This window comes from Paenibacillus sp. FSL R5-0701 (assembly GCF_037973995.1).
In the GTDB taxonomy this organism is placed as follows: Bacteria; Bacillota; Bacilli; order Paenibacillales; family Paenibacillaceae; genus Paenibacillus.
In genome coordinates this window covers 372,708-393,177 of the sequence record NZ_CP150230.1, presented here as the reverse complement: position 1 = coordinate 393,177, position 20,470 = coordinate 372,708, and the positions used below count along the sequence as shown (strand labels likewise).

The 20,470-nt window shown below is 48.0% G+C and carries 17 protein-coding genes; 8 read left to right on the top strand and 9 right to left on the bottom strand.

The features are described from left to right. Nucleotides 1-240 precede the first annotated feature (240 nt). From MKZ13_RS01905 to MKZ13_RS01880, 6 genes are all read left to right on the top strand, one after another. Nucleotides 241-672 carry a GAF domain-containing protein gene (locus tag MKZ13_RS01905; protein ID WP_339181370.1) on the top strand — a complete coding sequence of 144 codons (432 nt, stop codon included), beginning with the start codon at nucleotides 241-243 and terminating at the stop codon, nucleotides 670-672. Nucleotides 673-781: 109 nt separating this feature from the next. Next, nucleotides 782-1,432 (top strand): response regulator transcription factor, encoded by a 651-nt coding sequence (locus MKZ13_RS01900; protein ID WP_017691068.1) that lies wholly within the window; start codon nucleotides 782-784, stop codon nucleotides 1,430-1,432. Beyond that, a complete protein-coding gene (locus MKZ13_RS01895; protein ID WP_339181368.1) occupies nucleotides 1,425-2,540 on the top strand; it encodes a PAS domain-containing protein in 1,116 nt (371 codons plus the stop codon). Before MKZ13_RS01900 ends, MKZ13_RS01895 begins: the two co-directional genes overlap by 8 nt. Before the next feature lie 271 nt (nucleotides 2,541-2,811). After that, complete coding sequence (locus tag MKZ13_RS01890; protein ID WP_036616550.1) at nucleotides 2,812-3,306, top strand: Lrp/AsnC family transcriptional regulator; 495 nt, start codon at nucleotides 2,812-2,814, stop codon at nucleotides 3,304-3,306. Between the two features lie 12 nt (nucleotides 3,307-3,318). Further along, complete coding sequence (locus MKZ13_RS01885; RefSeq protein WP_339181364.1) at nucleotides 3,319-3,906, top strand: chromate transporter; 588 nt, start codon at nucleotides 3,319-3,321, stop codon at nucleotides 3,904-3,906. Nucleotides 3,907-3,908: 2 nt separating this feature from the next. Continuing rightward, on the top strand, nucleotides 3,909-4,454 hold the full coding sequence (locus MKZ13_RS01880) for a chromate transporter (protein WP_017691072.1): 546 nt from the start codon (nucleotides 3,909-3,911) through the stop codon (nucleotides 4,452-4,454). A 160-nt stretch (nucleotides 4,455-4,614) separates the two neighbouring features. On the opposite strand, the gene MKZ13_RS01875 is transcribed toward MKZ13_RS01880, so the two are convergent. Continuing rightward, nucleotides 4,615-6,972: an Ig-like domain-containing protein gene (locus tag MKZ13_RS01875; protein ID WP_339181362.1), complete on the bottom strand. Its 2,358-nt coding sequence runs from the start codon at nucleotides 6,970-6,972 to the stop codon at nucleotides 4,615-4,617. Between the two features lie 226 nt (nucleotides 6,973-7,198). On the opposite strand from MKZ13_RS01875, the gene MKZ13_RS01870 reads away from it, so the two are divergent. After that, a complete protein-coding gene (locus tag MKZ13_RS01870) occupies nucleotides 7,199-7,804 on the top strand; it encodes a class I SAM-dependent methyltransferase (RefSeq protein WP_339181360.1) in 606 nt (201 codons plus the stop codon). A 323-nt stretch (nucleotides 7,805-8,127) separates the two neighbouring features. On the opposite strand, the gene MKZ13_RS01865 is transcribed toward MKZ13_RS01870, so the two are convergent. The 7 genes from MKZ13_RS01865 to MKZ13_RS01835 all read right to left on the bottom strand — a co-directional run bounded on the left by MKZ13_RS01865 (nucleotide 8,128) and on the right by MKZ13_RS01835 (nucleotide 16,548). Next, the gene (locus tag MKZ13_RS01865; RefSeq protein ID WP_339181357.1) at nucleotides 8,128-9,264 is read right to left on the bottom strand and encodes a glycosyl hydrolase; all 1,137 of its coding nucleotides are present in this window, start codon (nucleotides 9,262-9,264) and stop codon (nucleotides 8,128-8,130) included. A 190-nt stretch (nucleotides 9,265-9,454) separates the two neighbouring features. Continuing rightward, nucleotides 9,455-11,407 (bottom strand): glycosyl hydrolase, encoded by a 1,953-nt coding sequence (locus tag MKZ13_RS01860; RefSeq protein WP_339181354.1) that lies wholly within the window; start codon nucleotides 11,405-11,407, stop codon nucleotides 9,455-9,457. Continuing rightward, on the bottom strand, nucleotides 11,400-13,298 hold the full coding sequence (locus MKZ13_RS01855; RefSeq protein WP_339181351.1) for a heparinase II/III family protein: 1,899 nt from the start codon (nucleotides 13,296-13,298) through the stop codon (nucleotides 11,400-11,402). Before MKZ13_RS01855 ends, MKZ13_RS01860 begins: the two co-directional genes overlap by 8 nt. Nucleotides 13,299-13,657: 359 nt before the next feature. Then, nucleotides 13,658-14,314, bottom strand: coding sequence for an SGNH/GDSL hydrolase family protein (locus MKZ13_RS01850; protein ID WP_339181349.1), 657 nt, complete (start codon nucleotides 14,312-14,314; stop codon nucleotides 13,658-13,660). Nucleotides 14,315-14,616: 302 nt separating this feature from the next. Next, nucleotides 14,617-15,414, bottom strand: coding sequence for an NAD(P)-dependent oxidoreductase (locus MKZ13_RS01845; RefSeq protein WP_339185287.1), 798 nt, complete (start codon nucleotides 15,412-15,414; stop codon nucleotides 14,617-14,619). A 109-nt stretch (nucleotides 15,415-15,523) separates the two neighbouring features. Further along, a complete protein-coding gene (locus MKZ13_RS01840; protein WP_339181346.1) occupies nucleotides 15,524-15,853 on the bottom strand; it encodes an AzlD domain-containing protein in 330 nt (109 codons plus the stop codon). Beyond that, a complete protein-coding gene (locus MKZ13_RS01835) occupies nucleotides 15,844-16,548 on the bottom strand; it encodes an AzlC family ABC transporter permease (protein ID WP_036616527.1) in 705 nt (234 codons plus the stop codon). Before MKZ13_RS01835 ends, MKZ13_RS01840 begins: the two co-directional genes overlap by 10 nt. Nucleotides 16,549-16,922: 374 nt before the next feature. Here MKZ13_RS01835 and MKZ13_RS01830 point away from each other — a divergent pair, with 374 nt between their 5' ends. After that, nucleotides 16,923-18,923: a methyl-accepting chemotaxis protein gene (locus MKZ13_RS01830; protein ID WP_339181344.1), complete on the top strand. Its 2,001-nt coding sequence runs from the start codon at nucleotides 16,923-16,925 to the stop codon at nucleotides 18,921-18,923. A 203-nt stretch (nucleotides 18,924-19,126) separates the two neighbouring features. Here MKZ13_RS01830 and MKZ13_RS01825 read toward each other — a convergent pair whose 3' ends face one another. Then, nucleotides 19,127-20,323, bottom strand: a complete 1,197-nt coding sequence (locus MKZ13_RS01825; protein ID WP_221823779.1) for a DUF2087 domain-containing protein — start codon at nucleotides 20,321-20,323, stop codon at nucleotides 19,127-19,129. Between the last annotated feature and the right edge of the window lie 147 nt (nucleotides 20,324-20,470).

Here is a 20,470-nt window from a genome sequence, read left to right as displayed (position 1 = left end):
TTTTCATTACCGAGAAGATGGGATGAAGCTAGAAATGGAGTAGCGGAGCGTAGGCAAAACTACATGAGCAACGGACATTTCGGCTGAATTCCATATTCGATGCTGATGATGCCGATGGGCATCCTTCGTAATCAAAAGCGGACTTTTTGAACTACCTCTTTAAGATGATCCTGTTCAAAGGTTAATGATAATAATTACAGGTTACGTACGTTATAATTTCGAAAAAGGAAGTGTCCTCTCATGCATGATGAACTGCCATCTGGCATTCAGGAGATGATCGACGGCCTGCGCCTGAACACATCCAGCGACTTCTGTGGACTTGCCTGTCTGAACGGGACGATGCTACGCTGGAAGTATACCTCTGGGGCTAGTAATGAACGGGTGAAACGCATGGAAATGCGCCCCGGACAAGATCTGGTAGGCACAGCCCTTCGGACTGGACGCACAGCCCGATCTGATGCACAATCCACCGGAGAGCATACACCCGGTCGTTGCCCGTTAATGCTTGCTGAGCGGCTGGTAAGTGCCATAGCGGTACCTGTGTTCCACGAAGGAAGCGTGCCTGGTGCCGTGCTGCTCGTTGGCAGCAGACTGCCTTGCACCTTCTCACCCGACATGATCCGGCAGACGGAGCAAGTTGCTCTACATCTTCAGCCGAAGGTGTTTGGATAAAAGTATGAACTAGAGCGTGAGAGAAGCTATTCGGAGATTAAAGCTCTGAATGGCTTCTTTTTTTGTTATGATATAGATAGAACTAAGGAAGCGGACAGGGGGAAATCATGTGATTCAACTATTAGTTGTAGACGACCATGTTGTCGTACGTTCCGGGCTGATCGCCTTACTTGAAGGAAAGAATGATATACATATCGTTGGAGATGCCGCAGATGGCGATGAAGCCATTGCCAAGGCTCAAGAGTTGAAACCAGATGTGGTCTTGATGGATTTCAGCATGCCGCCAGGCAAAGACGGTCTGACCGCTACCGCTGAGTTGAAGAAGTTGATGCCGGATGTCTCCATTTTGATACTAACCATGCATGACGATGAAGAATATCTGTTCCGCGCCATCCACGCGGGAGCATCCGGATATATCCTCAAAAGTGCACCGCATGAAGAATTGCTTGCTGCAATTCGTTCCGTAGCAGAGGGTAGCGCCTATCTGTACCCCAGTGCAACCAAGCGGCTGATGAGTGAATACCTGGACAAAGCCAAACAGGAAAACGCCGGACCGTATGACACGTTATCCGAGCGGGAGAAAGAGATTTTGTCCTGGATTGCCAAGGGTTACGCCAACAAGGAAATCGCCGAACATCTGATCATCAGTGTCAAAACGGTCGAATCCCACAAAAGCAATCTGATGGAGAAACTTGGCCTGCGTACACGACCGGAACTGGTGAAGTTCGCCATGAAAAAGGGGTTGCTGAACTTTGAGTAGTGCACGCAAGAACAGATTAAGTGGACTCGCAGACCAGCCCGTACGCCTCCTGCTGAACGAAATCGATAATCACATTACGGATAATGAATTTCGCAGCAGGTTGAAGGGTTCCCTGCATCAACTGAGTGATCTGAAATTTGCCTTGGATGAATCCTCCATTGTAGCCCTGACAGACCGCAAGGGTAAAATCCAGTATGTGAATGATAAATTCTGTGAAATCTCACAGTATGAGCGCGAGGAACTGATTGGTAAGGATCATCGAATCATTAATTCCGGATACCATGGCAAAAGTTTTATGAAAAACCTGTGGGACACGATATCCTCAGGTAAGGTATGGAACGGGGAAATTCTCAATCGTGCCAGAGATGGCAGTCATTATTGGGTCAACACCACCATCGTGCCTTTCCTTGATAACGACGGGGAGCCATATCAATATCTGGCTGTACGCAGTGAGGTCACCAAGCTGAAATCCGTCGAAGCCGAATTGCAAAAGATGATGTCCCAAGTGATGAATATTCAGGAAGAGGAACGACGCCGGATCTCGCGTGAACTGCATGACGGGATTGGACAGAGTCTCTTCTCTCTGGTGATTCAGATGGACCGACTGCTGGCAGACCAGCCTCACCCCGGGGTTGAAGCACTTCGTAAGCAGGTCACGGGTATCATGGAAGATGTACGCGGTATGGCATGGGAGCTGAGACCATCCGTTCTGGATGACCTGGGTGTTGTTCCGGCGATTCGTACGTATATCGAGAATTACACCCGTCACTACGGAATCGAAGTTGATCTGGAATGTAATTTGCGCAAACGACTGGAGATGAATCGGGAGATAGCTATCTACCGAATTATTCAGGAAGCCTTAACCAATGTCGCAAAGTATGCCGATGTTGCCGAAGCACGTGTTACTATAGAAGACGCTGAGAACATGACAATGGTTATTATTGAAGACCAAGGTGCCGGATTCAGCGAAGCAACCGCTGGCAATGGCGTTGGATTGTTCAGTATGGAAGAGCGTGCCCGTGGTGCAGGAGGAACGTTGAGAGTTTCTTCCGAGCCTGGCGAAGGGACTACCGTTACCCTTTTACTGCCCAAGACAGCACAAGCATAATCGGACATGCCTCGTATCGTAATTTGCGCTTCACCCCAGCTTATCTATTATTTAATGGCTGCTCGCTAAAGGACTGTGCGAGTGGTCTTTTTATTTTCCGATTGGTCGAAATGACAAAATGAAGGCTCAAAATCGGTTAAATTCAATAATCATGATAAATAGATTGACTCCAGTTACGATTCGTCATTAAACTATGAATGCCACATACACATTGTATGATTAGTAAAATTTCATTGTTCATTTCATATAGCGAGAGAAAAGGATGATCAACATGTCAGAGAAACGCTCCTCCAAAGGAGGAGAAATTCCGCAAATGTACAATCTGGACGAGATGGATCGCAAAATCATCGCCGCGCTTCACCACAACAGCCGGATATCCTATACGGATCTGGGGACACAGATCGGGTTGTCTCGTGTGGCTGTTCAGGCACGCATTAATGCTTTATCCGAAAAAGGAATCATCGAACGCTTCACCGTTGTGATCAACCCTGGCAAAGTTGGGCTCCAGGTCTCGGCTTTTTTCAATGTCGATGTTGAACCGCCCTTCCTGGATGAAGTCGCGGAGAAACTGGACGAAGAACCGGCCGTCACTAGCCTTTATCATATGACAGGCCCAAGTACCCTGCACATGCACGGTATTTTTGCGGATATGGAAGAGATGGAGCAGTTCTTGCTCGAGAAGCTATATAAGATGCCAGGCATCGTCAAAGTGGAATCACAGCTGTTGTTGAAACGTTATAAAAGCCGGATGGGCATGAGACTCTAGGAGGAAATCAGCATGGGTTGGAAAGATTACAAAGGTCTCGTCATCGGAATGGTCCGAACCGGAATTCTCGGATATGGCGGTGGACCTTCGGTTATTCCATTGATCCGTTATGAAGCTGTTATGCGTTACAAATGGGTCAGTGATGAGGAGTTCGGCGAGATTTTGGCTATCGCTAATGCCCTGCCCGGTCCTATTGCGACCAAGATGGCCGCATATCTGGGATACAAAACCAAAGGTGTACTGGGCGCGATTGTGTCCGTACTCGCTCACATCTTACCGACCAGTATTGCCATTATTGCTCTGCTCGGTTCCATGTACGCACTGCGCGAGTCGAAAGTGGTAGCAGGCATGGTAGCCGCCGTGCGGCCGGTCATTTTTGTCATGCTGGGCATGATGGCTTATGAGTTTGCCATGAAAGCCTGGAAGGGACTTGGCAAAGTTTTTGCCGCCCTATTCGGCGTAATTGCCTTTGTACTGTTGCAGCTACTGGATATCCACCCGGGGATTGTGATCGCGGTTTTCCTTGGATATGGTGTCTTCCATCTGGAGCTAGTACAGCGCTTCAAATCCAAAGGCAAGTCCGATAAGGAGGTGTCCTAAGGATGCTCCAGACTTGGTGGGAATTATTTTGGGGATTTTTCGTAGCAAACATCTTGGGATATGGGGGTGGTCCGGCCTCCATTCCGCTCATGCAGGAAGAGATTGTGAACCACTACCAATGGATGACCACCGAGCAATTCGGTGATGTACTGGCGATTGGTAACGCCCTTCCCGGCCCGATTGCAACCAAAATTGCTGCATTTGTCGGGTACCACGTAGCAGGATGGTTTGGGGCATTTATCGCAAGTTTTGCCACAATCGTGCCTTCCGCAACCGCACTAATTATATTACTTCGTCTGTTGAACAAACATCGCACTTCACCAAAAGTCAAAGGTATGACTCTACTCGTACAGCCTGTTATCGCCGTACTCATGATTCTGCTCACATGGGAATTCGGGCAGCTGTCCACTGATTCCATCGGCATCTGGCAGACGTTGATCATTGCAGGCATCTCGCTCTGGGTTATGACCAAGACCAAGCTGCATCCGGCCATTCTGATCGTGATCGCTTTTGCCTATGGTGCGCTGGTACTGTCTCACACGATGTAGTTATAGAACATACAGGGAACGATCCCTTAATAAGACGTTTCAGATTCGTTAGCGCTTGAAGACATGCCTAGTTTATAGACCAAAAAACGGTGATACCAGCTATTAGCTGGCATCACCGTTTTTATTTGCACGTTTCACACTCACAGTTGAAACATATCGTTTACTTTGCTTCAACCACTACCGTTACTTTGGTTTTCACACCTGCAAATGTCACTGTAATTGTTGCTTTACCTTTGCCGTTCGCCTGAATAATTCCATCTTTCACCGATGCTGTAGCAATACGGGAAGATTTCCAGAGAGCCGGTTTGGATACATCGGCTTCACTGCCATCGGCATACGTTGCAGTTGCAGCCACAGTTACCTTTTCACCAGGTTTCATGGTCAACGTTACTTTATCCGTCTGCAAATATTTCAGTGTATCCACATCTACAGCAATCGTTACAGACTTACTGCCGTATTTTGCAGTAATTTTAGCTTTACCTGAACCTGTAGCTTTGACTTTACCTTTGGCCACTTGAGCTACTTTGTAGCTGTTCGTTTTCCATTCAGCTTTGTCAGAAACATCACGCTCGCTACCGTCGCTCAAGAAGGCAGTTACCGTCAAATCAGCTGTATCGCCTGATTTCAGGGAAAGAACCGGCTCGGAAGCTTCAATACGTGTGATGACATCCACTTCAACTTGGATCGTCACTTTTTTGGAGCCGTATTCTGCTGTGATGTTGGCTTTACCACTGCTGTTACCTGTGATCACGCCTTTTTTCACATCTGCTACACGTGCATTGCTGGATTTCCAGGTTGCTTCGGATGTAACATCCAGCGTGTTTCCATCTTCATCCGTACCTGTCAGAAGAATATTCTGAGTTTCTTTGGCAGACAGAACAACGAAGTTCACATCTGCTTCCAGTCCACTAGCCATACCTACTTCAACAGGCAGAGTCAGTGTTTTGCCTTCAATCTTCGCGGTAATGGTTACTTTACCTGTAGCAACACCTGTGATAACCCCTTTGCTATCTACCTCAGCGATTTTGTCGCTGCTGCTGCTCCAAGTTGCATCTTCAGATACATCTTTGGATGTTTCACCATACAACGCCAGTACTTTGGCAGAAGTCGTTCCACCAACGGCTACCGATGCTTTCTTCTTGTCCATCTCATACTTGTCTGCTACGTCTACATTCACTGTGAATTTAACCGTTTTACCGCCATAAGCTACAGTGATCGTAGCCGTACCGGATTTGTATGCAATCAGATCGCCGTTTGATACATATACGACATCTGGATTGCTTGAAGTCCATGTTGCTTTGGAAGTTACATTTTCTGTACTGGCATCAATATATTCGGCATTGGCTACCAATGTCTTAGACTTGTTATCACCGGTAACACTCAAGGCGAGCTTGTCATTTACATCTTTGATATCCAGATATCTTGCCGTATCTACATCTACAGCAATTTCTACAGTTTTTCCACTATAGGTTGCTTTGATCGTTGTTGAACCTGCGCTAATGGCTGTAATCTGCCCCTTGAATACCGTTGCAACTTTCTCGTTGCTGGATGTCCATGTCGCCTGATCCGTTACATTCACATCGCTACTGGTTGGATAAGAAGCCGTTAATACGATATTGGCTGTATTCTTGTCCCCACCCAAACGGAAGAAAATACTTTGTTTCTCCACACTCAGCTTGCTGGTCAGATCTACATCCACGTCAACGGATACTGATTTCGTACCGTATTTGGCTGTGATCTTGGCAGAACCTGCCGAGTATCCTGTAATTTCGCCTTTGAGTACGTCTGCAACCTTCTCATTGCTGGATGTCCACTCCGCCAGATCGGTTACATCTTTGGTTGTGCCATCTGGATACGTAGCCGTCACTTTCACACTTTCACTTTTGTTCAACAACAGATTAACTTGTTGTTTATCTACATCTACACGTTTAACCACTTCAACGTTAACATCCACCGTCACGCTTTGGCTGCCAACTTTGGCTGTGATAACGGCCGTACCCGCACTTTGTCCAGTCACTTTACCATTCACAACGGTAGCAACCTTCTCATCACTGGTAGACCATTCTGCAGTACTTGCTGCTTCATTATTTGTTTCATTGTCACTATACGTTGCTGTCAAAATAATTTCTTTTGTATCTCCCGTGCGCAAATCCAGACTTTGCACGTTTTTCGAAAGGGCTTTGACCTTCTTCGTCACTTTCACTTGAACGGTCTGACTCTGACCCTGGTAAGCTGCGGTAATCGTCGCTTTACCTTCCTTTTTGGCCGTGATTGCACCATTATATACAGTTGCTATCGAAGTATCTTCGCTACTCCAGGTTGTACTAATCGTTACATTAGCCGAGGTATTATCTGAATATACCCCTGTCACCGTAACAGACCCAGAATCACCAACTTCGAGCGACATCTCATTCTTGGAAACCACAATTTTGGACAGTTCTTTGTCTGCCGCAGCGGCCAAGCCTACGTTGGAAATACTCAGCATCAACACCAGCATCATCACCATGTACTTGGTCAATCTTGGCTTTAACATCATTTCCCCCCGATTATCATCATTTTTTTCCTTATCTTTAATGTCGGCAAGTCCTTTCCAGATGTTTAGACTTTCAGGAAATTTTCAGGGAATTCTATGGAAGTTAATTTATCTTCTATTCCTGTTTCAACCGATCATACCTGCGAATATAGCGCATACCTATGTATATTGACTGTCTTGAACTTCTTTTAACAGGATTGGAGGAAACATAATGAGTCAGCCTTTTGATTACATCGGGTATTGGGAGGAAACATATCGTTCGGGTGAAACTTCTGGCAGGGGTTCATACGGAGTTTTGGCTGAATTCAAGGCCGAGGTCGTAAACGGACTGATTCAACGTGAAGGGATTCATCGTGTCATTGAGTTTGGATGTGGAGATGGCAACCAGTTGCAATACATGAATTATGAGGACTACCTGGGCGTGGATGTAGCGGCTTCTTCAGTAAAGCGTTGTGCTTCCCAATTTGCCAAGGATTCATCCAAGAGCTTCATGCTGTATACACCAGGCCTATGGATTAACCATGGTTTCCTGCAAGCCGATCTGACGGTCTGTCTGGATGTGTTATATCACATCACGGATGAAACAGACTTTCGCAACACCCTCTATGATATTCTGCACTCCTCAACAGCATGGGTGGTGCTTTACACCCGCTTGAAAGAAAACGGCAACCCGGGGATTGATACAATCCAGGACCGTAATCTGTTTGAATATCTCTTCGACTACCCTGATTTCAAAGTTCATGAGATTATTCCGCAGCGCTATCCAGATCAATCTTCTGCCGACTTTGTCATTCTGAGACGTACGCCTTCGAAGTGAAAATCGATTCTTTCAGTAAAGCATAGCTAAGTCTGCACCCCAACTGGACCTGTAAGAATGAATATTCATATGCCAGATATTCTTTTGTCTTCCTTCGATTATGTAAACCATCCGCCTGTCCGCTCACCTTGATTCGTCTATTCAAAGCTCAAACTTAGGTGTACTCCGTCTCCAATAGTAGGAATATCGTTCCTAATACTGGAGACAGCCTTATGCGGACAGGTGATGATGGTTTGCTAACAACTCGAAGACTCATAACACTACGACCTTACTAATCTGTTCTCACCTTCAGTTCTTCCAGCCCGTAGTTCTCGATTCTTCTTTTAAAATAACCCCGCATGTCCACGCAGCTTCGCCAGCGCTTCCATATAGAAATAATCGCCGTATATAATCGGCACATTCAACCCTCGCCCTTCCGGGTAATGCACCGTTCCCTGCATGATCAGACCTTCTTCCGCTGCCGAGTCGCCGGAGCTATAATGCTCATGCAACCCGCGGACAATACGCTCTCCCGCGGCAGCATAGGTTTCACCGCGTGGCGACAGCTTCGCCAGCTCAAGCAACCCGCTCGCGGCAATCGCCGCAGCGGACGAGTCCCACGCCACCTGATGCTCCGCAGGTGCGCGGAAATCCCACACCGGCACGATCTCTTCGCCAAGCATGGCGAGGAAGAAATCGGCCGCACGCTCCGCTGTCTCCAGATATCGGGCTTCGCCCGTATACCGGAAAGACAGCGCAAACCCGTGCAACGCCCAGGCGGTGCCCCGCGCCCAGGCGGAACCTGGAGCATGGCCCTGTCCGCCATGCTCTCGCAGCTTCTGCCCCGTGTGTGGATCAAACTCCACCACGTGACAGATGGACCCGTCAGCGCGGATGAATTCGCGCGCCACGGTGTCCGCATGCGCTTCCGCCAGCCAGCGGAAGCGAGGGTCGCCGCTCTGCTCGGATGCCCAGTAGAGCAGCGGCAGGTTCATCATGCTGTCAATGATGGCTACGCCGCGCGTATCCATTGCTGACGAGCTGAAGTTCCAGGCGCGGATGAACTCACCGCGCACGTGGAACCGGGCAGCGAGCAGGTTGGCGGCAAGCATGCCGCGCCGCCGTCCATCCATGCTGCCCGTCTGGCGGTAGTTGGCTACGCCACTAAGCAGCCAGATGAACCCCAGATCGTGATCCACCGATTCGGGATCACGCAGACAACCCTCCAGTTGCCGCTCACAGCTTTCGGCAATGCGATGTAGCGGAGCCGCCGCTTCACTTTCTGGAGCATCCCCATAGACCAGCCATAACAATCCAGGCCAGAAACCTGCTGTCCACCATTCCGGATCATTCCGGTCATATGTCCCTTGCGGTGCAATGTGTGGAAAAGTATCCTTGATCCGCTTTGCATTCCGAATTGTCTTGGCAGCCCCCTGTTGCCACGCTTCCTCGAGCCATTTTACCGACGTTGATGTGTTCATGAACATATCCCTCCTCGATTCAATACCAGACATCTATGCTTGATGCTCCAGCTCATCCTCAACTTATCTATAGCGTCGTATGCCATAACTGCAATAGCTATCAGTTAAATATCACTAATCATCCACGAATAACACTTTTAACTATCATTCGAGATGTTCAGAGATCTAATGATCCTCAACCTGAACACCTTCAGTTAACCTCGCCCAATCGGATTGCAAATGACAACCTACGTGCTCCGTTCACTTCAATCCGTGCTTCCTTCAGCAACCCATTACGGGAGGCCACGGCCTGCTCTTCCAGATGAATATTGGCCCCCTGATCCAGCGCTGTAGATTCTACATAGGCCCCCCGATACTCCGTTCGCACGCTATGATCCGTATGGGTAATTACCGCCTGTTCACGGCCATCATGGAACATCAACGGAATGAGTGCCCCTGCTGCCGCGATCTCACCTTCGAATTCATACGTTATGGTCAGCAAGTCTGCCTGTTGCACATAATGAGTACGCAATGTTTCAATTCCGGGTAATGGACCGACCCATGTCACGGCAAAAGAATTCTCCAAGGCATTCACACCATCTTCTGACGCTTTTTCCACCAGATGCTTCTCTACTTTATTCCGCGTACCATGGTCCACCTTCTCGTACACAATGGACCCTCCTCCCTGTGCAGGGTCCAATCCAACATCCCGATCATATGCATCACCGGATGGAATCCCCTCTGCAAGGCTATGCCATACCCCATCTAGTGTCTTCCACGCAGGACAGTAGCTGAGCGGTCGGACCGCCCCTTCGACAAATTCCGTGAATCCAGCCTGCACATGGCTGGCGGCGGACGGGCCAATCAGACCAGGTAACCTCATCTGCTGAATCCGTACCAAACCAGGGATCGTATACGGGTCATTCATCGCCGTGTGTAATACCAGTTGCTGACCAGGTATGGAAGCAATCACGGTTTCGAACCACCCATCGGTCTGCAATACCCTGCTGCCTAACTCGGAAGGAAGGTACACTTCGCTCACATCGTCTCCCGGATCACTCAGACAAGCGTGAGCCAGCGCTGCCGCAGTCCACAGGTTGTAACAGGTATGGTTGGTATAGATTTCATATCCATGCCGATCTTCTGGCGCGTATTCATTGCGTACAATTTTCAAGCGTCCATCATCCATCTTCCAGCGCTCAACAGCAGCAAAACACCGATTGGCCGCACGTGCAAAAGCACCCGCCATCACCGGATCTCCCGCCTCCAGAGCCTGCGTTGCATGTGTAGAACATACATAAGCTGCGGCAGCTTCATTCCACTGATGCTGGGAGCTGCGACCACGTGGTGGAATCTCACCTAGCGGCGAGAGCGACAGTAACGAGCTGAAGGCACCATGGCGCAGCTGCTCACGTAACGTATCGGCAGTAGTTCCCTCGTAACCAGCTTCAAGCATCACCCCAAGGTGATACCGGGTGGCAATATCATAGGAAAATGGACAATTCGGACGGTCCAGCGGTCCATCCTGATACAACCCAAGTGCCGTAAACCGTGGCAGATGATAGGCTTCCAGATAACGATCCATCCAAGTTGTATCCTCACTTGCCAGCTGTTCACGCCACCGCAGATATTCGCCAGAGATCATGATAGCGTTCCAGTTAATCATGCGATTGGGATTGTTCATCTTGCTCATCGTAAATACATAATCCTGTTCAGGACTGATCGTTTTGAGTGCCTCAGCCCAGATCTTTGCTTGTTCCGGCAGATATGACTTCAACAACATGTAAGCTCGCATCATGAGCACTGGATAAAAATCAGGATGATTGTCAGGTACGCTACCTTTCACCACGGCACCAATGCTCTGTGACAGGGCTGCCGCTGCGGAATCAAGCAGACCTGTACGCCCCGCGTCAACCAGAACTGCTGCCGCCATCGCATAGGCTGGTGTAGCATAATATCTCTCCACACCCGAGAACGGGTCGATAATTGCACCCTGGCTGTCCTGATATGGTGTATAAGCACGAACAACACTTTCAACAAGTGCCAACTTGCGCTCCCGACTCCAGCCGTCTGCCGGAGCAGGGCCCGCTTGTTCTGCCAATGTACGGTAACGTTCGAGTTCATCTTTCCATGGATACGTGGACGCAGATGTATATTTACTCACGCATGCTCACCTCGGTTTCTCCCATTTTCAGTTCAATAATGAAGCGCACCTCACATACCGTTTCAAGCGGATTAGGGCGTTCTGTCCGAACTTCCGTCTCATCAATTGCACCTGTCCATGATAGTGACGTCCGATAGAATGTGACTGGAACATTGTCATGATCAACTGTGTCTATTGCCTCCGTAAGGACTTGCCACTGGTTCGCATCATACGTCATATGGACCGTTCCATGTACACCTTGCCAGCGAAGATTACCGCTCATCACCACCTCAGGTTGTACTCTGCTCATCCATCGCTCCACAACACTCGAACATCCTGCATCTGAATCGTCCACCGAAGAGAATCGTTCTGCCGAAGACACCATCCTGCTCTTCCAATGAAAATGGTCAATCAGATGCAATTCTGCTCCATTCCTGCTACCGCCAGAAGCCATCTTCCAATGAAATTGGCGCGTATAACGAGCCAGTGAAGCAGCTCCAGAGTAAGCGGATGTCAGATCCAATGTTGTATTCAGCTCACCGCCACCCTCTGCCAGCTTTGCCTCTAACACATGGGCTTGCGCTTGTCGGCCCGAACTTTGCTCCTGGCCTTCAATGAGCGGAACGTTATGCCCGGATGACGAGATGTGTAACAACTGCTCTCTGTCTGGTGCAAAATACGCTTGGGTATACAACCCTGCTCCTGGATCACACAGAATATTCTCACCACCGCAATGGATAATGAACTGCCCCAGATCATTATGGTTGTGAGGTTCATCGTTATGTCCACCTTTAACGGAAATAGCCACATGAAGAGGTCCGCCGTTTGTACGTTTTGTATCTGGAGAATCAAGCGAGCCTTTTGCAATCATCCAACCCAAATTTTGAAAAATAAATCCCCGTTCAGCCTGTGAAGAGGCACCTTCATCACCATACATTTTCGGGTCGCTCCACATCACGTTCCGCAATAGATGAGCCCAGCGATGACAGGGATCTTCGGTAAACAGTGGAATATGAAGTGGCAAATCCACCTGCAACCCAACCCGGGACGCGAGCAGGGAAAGCAATCCGGAAGGGATCTCTTCCTTCTCGGCACTGTCCGAATAATTCACATATGTGCCGCCCGACAGATGCACTCGCAGCGGGAAGGCTGCGATGGCTGTTATTTTGGAACCCGTCAGCAGATCTAGTTCGCCCTTACTGTACTCACGAAGCATCTCGGCATAATAGGTGAAATAACCGAAGCCATATACCCAATATCCAATGCCTTCGGCACAGCCGCCATCCTCGCCATAACCGCTCAGGAAGGCGTCCATACAACTGACTGTTTGGCAGATCGATTCCCGTAGTGTTGGCTCATCTTCCAACAGCAACAATGCAGCCATGCCACAGCAGCCACCACAGACTGCCGACCAGTTGTGATCCGCTGTCTGCCAGTGGAACTTCCGTTGATCCCGGTAAAGCGGAGTGAAGATTCGCCGCTCGGCTTCGAATCTGATACGCTCTATGACAAGGCGATCCAGGCGCTCGGCGTGAATCGTTACAACTTCGGCCAACATATGTACCGTCTCTGCGGCGAACAGATCGATGTTTCCATCTACCTGATCGACTTCTCCCGTACCCAGATGCGCTGTCAAACACCACGTATACTCACCACATATGTCCCACAACATATCTTCCAACACTTGCATTGCATTCGGCCTAGACAGGTCCAATGCGAGCATCGTCACAGCAGCCAGTCTGCCCCTTCGATCGAAATAAGCCTCTTCATAGGCTTTCCGCTCACCCGTATCGCTGAACTGTCGATATAAACGGAACGACAAGGAAGGCATGGGTTCTTTCAAGGCACGTTCACCGTAAGCCTTCAAGTCTGTGTATAAGATAGCCAATTCAGGCCGGGATAACTTCTCCAAGAGTCTATCGGCACTTAAGGAACTCCATATTCTGTTCTCAGTTCCACGTTGGTTTATATTTTCATTTTCGACTTCATGAATGGAATCTTCCACTGGATTCACCACTCTTCGTTAATGGATTGTCATACTCACATTATAATGTAATCGATTTCATTTTACCGGATATGATAGCACTTTTGAAGAATTATCCATTAAAACTCTTTCCACGACGTTACTTCCTTCTCCTTCCCAACACAAAAAAACGAAGAACCTTTGTCAGGTTCTCCGTTACATTCTGCCTGTCACCACAGGCTTTTATGGCTATCTTAATCCTGAATACCCATTCCTACTGCCCATATCGCAACTGTCCGCTGTTGTTATTACACAATCGCAAGCGAAGAATTCTGTACAACAGACAACCATTGGCGTGCAATCAGCTCATGACCTGCTGCGGTTGGATGTACGCCATCCCATAACCAGTACGCTGCATCCGCCTGTTTCAGAGCGTCATTAAACGTCTGCTGCAATGGCACCCACACAGCTCCGAATTCTTCAGCAAGACCTTGAGCCAGTTTCTGATATTGACCGATATACTCTTCCCAGGCTTCCCATTTCTCCGCGGTCGCTCCGGTTCTCAGAATAAACGGCTCCATCAAAATCAGCCCCGTATCCGGCAACACTTCCCGAGTCTCTTCGAGCAAATGGCGATACGCCCGTCCGAAACGATCCGTGACCCCGCTAGGTTCACCATTCATCGTGCGCCAGGCATCATTAACCCCAATCAGGATGCTGATCAGGTCCGGTTTCAGACTAATTGTATCCTCATTCCAGCGTGCGTACAGATCGGATACCCGATCCCCGCTGATGCCTCTGTTATAGAAGGTCTTTTGCTTGCCCGCCAGTTCCATACCCAGTTTGCTGGAGATCAGATACGCATACCCGTGTCCGAGAAAATGATTCGGATCATCATTGCGTGACCTTCCCCCATCTGTAATCGAGTCTCCCTGAAACAATATAACGGATGGACTAGTACTCATGATTGAAATCGTTCCTTCCTCTTGTGCAAAATGGAAACACTGAACACCTCAGTCTCCATTTTATCCCTTTCGGTCACAATAGAAAATAGCGTTTTCATCACTATATAAGTTGAACTACATATATTTACACTGACACTACGATGACAGAACAACCTTCCAATCGCTGTTATCCCCAGATTTTTTTGATTCCCTTTTCTGAAGGGAAAAATCCGAGGATAAAGGCGAACGCTTCGCTTTTTCAGGTTTTTTCTGCCCTCTCCGTTATCGTGTAAAAGATTAATTCATCTTATATAGATACCCATCTATGAATCTTTTGGTTCTTTCTCTACATGGCCTCCGCCCTGATAGGCTGTCTCATCCTGTTTATCAGGTACGCCTCTAAGCTTTGCCTCTTCCCACAACTCGGCTGCATCATCCTGTGGGCGGTATCCAATTTTCTGGGCCAGATAGCTAATATCATAGTAATTATCTGTATTCGCTGAAGTCCCGTACAGATTCAGATACTTCATATCTGAATAGGCTTCAATACAGCACTCAGCGAGCTGGACCATGTCCCTTGGTGAGATCCAGATATGAGCCGAGCGCTCCGAGTGCGGGTATGTATCACCTGAGAAGTTTCCAATCCGAATGTTGAATGAGGACAGGTCATATTTGTCAACGTAATAACGTCCCAGCAGTTCAATATAACATTTGCTAAGTCCATAGAAGCTGTCCGGCCGGTACGGGTCATCCACTTCAATATCCTCACCTGTAGGATAGAAGCCTGTTGCATGATTGGAACTTGCAAAGATCACCCGCTGAACCCCATTCAACCGTGCTGCTTCATACACATGGTAGGCTCCGGTTACGTTGATAGGCAGAACTTTGCCCAGAAAATCTTCCTCATCCTTGGCCCATGCAATGTGCAGAACGGTGTGAACCCCCTGCATTAGTTCCTTCAGGCGTTCCCCATCTGTCACATCCATGGCTACAATGCCAGCTTCCTCGTCCTCACGCAGATCAGCTGCAACGATGTCATACGCACCCTTAGCTCTCAGCCCCTCCAGCAGACTGCGACCAATGACTCCGGCAGCTCCCGTAATTAACAGCTTGCGCTTCAGTTCACTCATGAATCCAGCTCCCTTCGCTCAGATAGGTTATCTGTCCTCTATAGAACAGTATTAACCGATCCTTCAAAGGAATTACCGGATTTTACAATACAACCTGCAACTATCCAATCCAATATCGCAGTATCATCATAGCCACAATACCAACCAATACGGTTCCAAGCAGACTGCGTGTCCAGATAGCCACTGCAACCGTAGGCAGGGATGCCCACAGAGCTGCATTGTGCGTAATCGGCACTAACTGGTTGTCTGACATGAACAGTTCCTGACCAATTAGCGCTGCCATGACCGCTACAGGTACATACTCCAGCCAGCGTAACAACCACATTGGAATCTGTATCTTGCTGAACAGCATCAGTGGCAGTACACGCGGGATAAATGTTAACAGTGCCGAACCCATAATAATCCAGAATACATCCCATCTTACTTCCATCGTTCCATGAACACTCCCATCGTTGCCGCAATGACCGCAGCCACAATGACACTCATACTGCCAAGTGAAGCCATGCTGGCGAAGATTACACAGACAACGGCGATAATCGCCACATTAATGTGTATTTTTTTGTTTTTGCGATGCACCAACTGGAGTACAACCAGTCCAATAAACATGGCTGGCAGAGCATAATCGAGACCCAGTCGTTCCGGATTGGTGATCCAGCGTCCAAAGTACGCTCCAGCCATATTAGCCACGAACCAGTTCAGATATGCGGTAATATTCAGACCGTGCATCCAGCGTTCACTCAGCCTTTCCCTGCCAATTGCACGTGTCATCGCGACGCCAAAAGATTCATCGGTAAGCAATGAACCAATCCACATATTTTTAAGCGGGGTCAGATGCCGAAAATATGGTGATACAGCTGCACTGAGCAGCAAATGACGAAGATTCACAAAAAATATGGTGAACATGATTGCTACTGCTGACCCATTCGATGCGAGCATGCCTGCTGCAATGAACTGAGCCGATCCTGCATATAAAATCAGGCTGAGCAGAGCTGTTTCCGCCAGACTCAGACCTGCGGTCATTTCAATGACACCCGCCGCAAAGCCAATACTTAAATAACCAAGCAGGGTTGGGATACAATCTTTGACCCCCTGCATGAATGTAGCCTGATCCTGAACCTCTTCCATGTTCTCCTGTCCAGATATCTGTAGTGTACTTTGGTCCAACTGCCGTACAACCCCTCTCCAATTTCTGTCCCCATAAACCGATATATATGGATGAGTATTAATTCAGGTGCATTTTTCGTACCACATTAATTCAGAAATATACCACAAGACGTGCACTAAGGGAGAGACAGATTACTTTTTATAGAACAGATGTAATCCTAAATACCTACAAAACCGAAAAATATTTTCGCAAAACTCATAAATTATGTTGAATAAACGCGAAATTTGTCATACGATAGCACCAGAAACTTCTGGAAAGGATGGAATGAAATATCTTTTATCAGACGGGCTTGTCCACTAGACATGGGGATGGGTTATACAGAGGGGGAATGTGTATGAAGAAAATTCGTAAACAAGGGGTCAAAAGAACAATGCAGATGAGAGAGAAACTGATTTTGTCATTTGCCATTGTATTGCTCATTCCAACCATTAGTCTTGGCATTATCTCGTTCCAAACAGCTGATGCCAAGGTTGAAGAGAAAATGTATGAGAACGCGATCAGCAGTGTTACTGTGCTCAACCAGACCATTGACCAGATCATTGGTGCAACACGCAAAAATGTTGACTTCCTGGCAAGTCAGCTGGATGCAGGCAATGTCGGACCCAATCAGGGTGACGAAACAGATACCATCCGTACCTTGCTCGACGCGTATAAGGAAACGCATGATGACGTGGAACTTGCCTCCATCGGTACCGATCAGGGCGTGTATATTAACTCCCCTGTAACTGCGGTGAACAAAGAAGGATATGACCCGCGCGAACGCCCGTGGTATCAGGCTGCTACGCAGAACAAAGATGTCCCTACCGTAATCACCCCCTACTTATCAAGCAATACCGGCAATGTTGTTGCTTCGGTAGCTCAGACCTCAGCGGATGGCCATGGTGTCGTCTCTGTCAGCCTGTCGCTTGAAGCCCTCTCGAAGACGGTTAACTCCACGAAGATCGGCAAGAAGGGTTATATCTATATCATTGATAATGCCAATAAAATCATTGTACATCCTACCGAGAAACCGGGGACCGAAGGAACCATGGCACCCTATAAAGATATTTTTGCACAGAAAAACGGAAGTCTGACCTATACACTAAATGGAAACCAGGAACACGCCTTTTTCTCCACCAATGAAACGACAGGCTGGACCGTGGTTGGTGTCATCGACAGTGGGGAAGTGACGGCATCTGTCCGTCCGATCCTATACACCACACTTATTGTTGTAGCGATTGCAATTGCGGTAAGCTCCATCATTATTTTTTGGATTGTGCAATCAATCACCAAACCACTGAACCGCTTAGTGAAGGCATCTGACGAAATTAGTAATGGTAATCTGACCATCGAAGTTGCTGTATTGGGACAGGATGAATTCGGCAAGCTGAGCACCAGCTTCAATAAGATGAGCGAATCCTTGCGAACCGTTATTCAGGACGTGCGACACACGGCTGACGAGTTAACCGCCTCATCCACACAATTGGCAGTCAACTCATCGGAAACAACCAAAGCAACTGAGCAAGTCGCCCTGATCACGGAAGAATCCGCAGCTGGACTTGAGAAACAAGCAAGCAGCCTGAAACATACGGCACTGCAGATGAATGAACTTGCTGGAGGTGTGGGACAGGTAACGAACAGCACACAGCAAGTATCCGAAGCTGCCATGCAAGCAAGTGAGCTCGCGGATAAAGGGAATGCGACCATGCAGACGGCCGTATCCGAGATGAGTTCCGTCAGTCGCTTTGTGCAAGGTATGGCAGATACTGCCGGACGACTTGAACAGCATTCCACATCCATTGGTGAGATGGTATCTGTCATTACAGATATCGCTGCACAGACCAATTTGCTTGCTCTCAATGCTTCTATAGAAGCAGCACGTGCAGGTGAGCATGGACGCGGCTTCTCCGTTGTTGCCAGCGAAGTCCGCAAGCTCGCGGAACAATCCAGCCTGTCCGGCCAGAAGATTGTAGAGATGGTCGGAGCGATTCAACAGGAGATTTCAATGGCCAATCACAGTGTACAGATCGGGCAACAGGATGTAAGCAACGGCATTCGTGCCGTTCAGTTTGCAGATGAAGCTTTTGCCCAGATTAGTGAGGCTGTCGGGGTCGTTAATCATCAGCTTGAGAACATTGCAGCCGCCTCACAACAGATGTCTGCAAGTACAGCAGAAGTGGTGCAATCCATTGATCAGATCCACGCCATATCGGAAACCAATGCCGATGGAACGGAGAACATCTCTGCTGCTACGGAGGAGCAAGTGGCTTCCATGCAGGAGATATCATCCTCTGCTGATTCACTTGCCCATCTGGCTCACAAGCTGCAGAAGCTGGTGGAACAATTCAAGCTGTAGTCGTTGAACTAAAGATTGTTTACACTAACACTACGATGACAGAATAACCTTCCAATCGCTGTTATCGTGCAAACGATTAGTTCGACTTATAAAATTAAGTAGTTTGTAGTACCAAAAGCCCCTTTGCCATCATATTGGCAAAGGGGCTTTTGGGTTATATTTGAGTTATAAGGAACGGGAATTCTAGAAAGGAAATATCCCTCCTATTCAGCAGATTGCTTTTTATCTCCGTGGTATCCTTGATCTCCGTAGGGCTCTAACTGTTCAAACCAGCGATTCAGACATTTGGCGAGTGCATCTTTGGGATCGTAATACGGGTTATCATCTTGCTTCAATGTCTCCAGCACCTCGATTACAAACGCATTCTCTCCATATTCATTCCATTCAGCCTGCAACTTTCGATTCAGATGACTACCCATCTGTAACATGAACCGTTGTCCGTTAATGGTTTTCAGGTTAAGTGTGCTATCGATATAAACTTTGCCGTTACGTTCATTCCGAATTTGGTAGACGCCCGCTTCCGTTTTGACTTCTTTGGCCTGTTCCTGCAATTCTTTGCGACGATTCATCTTCTCCTGCTCCCTCTTTTCTTTGCGCTCCGGTTTTCCAACTTCGGCGCTCTGTTGTTCTGCGCGGCTTCCCAGCCAATACTGACTGCCGTCTGGCTCACGTTCCAGCAAGCCATAGTCGATGAGATACCTCCGTATTTCCACGTAATCGTCATGAACTTCCTTCAACAGCTCATTGACCTGTTTCTCGGAATATTTGTGCTCTGTCTCGAATCGTTTGGCAATCTCGATGAGCACGATATATTTATGCTTTTGCTGCATTTGAAACGTCGTCAGCGGACCACCGGTACCCTCTGGAAAAAATTTATTTAGCACCTTCTCCCGATCCTGTACTGTAATATCAAATGAATCACGATGGATTGTATGTCCATGTCTTGTCACCGGTGACACCCATTCGGCTGGAGCCTGGGTATCCTTACTTTTGAGAAGTTCCATTAATGCCAGGAATATTTTGGCCTGCCGTTCCTTTTCCTTTAATACAAACCGATGATTCCGAATCGTGGAGGCACTCCCGATACCAAGGGCCTTTTGTACTTCAGCATCCTTCTTTCCTTCATGAAACTGGGCCAGCAATCCACGCTGGACATCAGACAATCCGGTTACGCTTTTATCCAGCTCCAGCAAATATTCAAATACCGATCCATGAACCTTTTCAATATGCACTCGCATATAACGGGCTGCCTCATAGAGCACTCCTTCTTCAGGATAGATAATCCCGGCTTCCGTCCTGTATCCGCAGCAGACACATATATAGGCGGGACCCTCCTCCGTATAACCACGCTTGATCTCTTCCAATGAAGCTGTTTGCAACCAGGATTCCGATGATTTCATGTAAAAGCTCCTTTTTATCATTGTTATGGTCATTCCAAACGTATATTAATCAAACATATTATATTTTTGTTTGTTCATTTATAGATATAATATAATTTAGTTTATAATATGTCAACATAATGGAAAAGGATACTGTGTTTGAAGACA